Origin of the sequence: Vibrio sp. 10N.261.52.A1, from assembly GCF_002876325.1 — a bacterium.
Lineage (GTDB): Bacteria > Pseudomonadota > Gammaproteobacteria > Enterobacterales > Vibrionaceae > Vibrio > Vibrio chagasii.
This window is the reverse complement of record NZ_MCYD01001083.1, coordinates 1-1,164: the sequence shown is the minus strand read 5'-3', so window position 1 is coordinate 1,164 and position 1,164 is coordinate 1. Positions and strand designations below refer to the sequence as shown.

Annotated in this window: 1 protein-coding gene; it reads left to right on the top strand. The window is 43.0% G+C overall.

What is annotated here, in order from left to right:
* Positions 1-248 precede the first annotated feature (248 nt).
* Positions 249-1,164, top strand: a 916-nt coding sequence (gene aspS, locus BCT81_RS23375) for an aspartate--tRNA ligase (RefSeq protein ID WP_102426027.1), incomplete at its 3' end; no start/stop codon positions are given.

Genomic DNA, 1,164 nt, shown 5'->3' with positions numbered 1-1,164 from the left:
ACTGTACGAGACTTTTGCTGATTAAGGTACTTTCGAGATATAATTATCGCAATTTTTTTGGTTTTGGTGAATCTTTGCGCGTTTGATGAACTAAAAAGCAGCAAAGCCAGATAAAACACAATAAATTCGAGTGTGGAAGGTCGATTTTAACCGAGTTTCCGCGTATAAATGATCCTTTGCTCTGTAGGGCTATTTTGACACCTACAGCTTGGAAATTAGTAAATTATTAAGAGATTGGGAAATTCATTATGCGTACCCATTACTGTGGTAACCTGAACAAGTCCCTGGCGGGACAAACTGTAGAATTGTGCGGCTGGGTAAACCGTCGCCGTGATTTAGGCGGTCTTATCTTTATTGATATGCGTGATCGTGAAGGCATCGTTCAGGTTGTTGTCGATCCAGATATGAAAGATATCTTCCCGATCGCTAACCAACTGCGTAATGAATTCTGTATCAAATTTACTGGTGAAGTGCGTGTTCGTCCTGACAGCCAAGTAAATAAAGACATGGCTACTGGTGAAGTAGAACTTTACGCGACTGGTCTAGAGATCATCAACCGTTCAGAAGCGCTTCCACTAGACTTCAACCAAACGAACTCTGAAGAACAGCGTCTTAAGTACCGTTACATCGATCTTCGTCGTCCAGAAATGAGCGATCGCATCAAGCTTCGTGCACGTGCATCTAGCTTCGTTCGTCGTTTCCTAGACGAGAACCTGTTCCTAGATATCGAAACACCAGTACTAACTAAAGCTACCCCAGAAGGCGCTCGTGACTACTTAGTACCAAGCCGTGTTCATAAAGGCAGCTTCTACGCGCTTCCTCAATCTCCTCAGTTGTTCAAGCAACTGCTGATGATGTCTGGTTTTGACCGTTACTACCAAATCGTTAAATGTTTCCGTGATGAAGATTTACGTGCTGACCGTCAGCCTGAATTTACTCAGATCGATATCGAAACATCGTTCATGTCTTCTCAAGAAGTACGTAACATCACTGAAAAGCTCGTTCACGATATGTGGAAAGAGCTTCTAGATGTAGAACTAGGTCAATTCCCAGTAATGCCTTTCTCTGAAGCGATTCGTCGTTTCGGTTCTGATAAGCCAGATCTACGTAACCCACTAGAGCTTGTTGACGTTGCTGACCTAGTTAAAGACGTTGAGTTCAAAG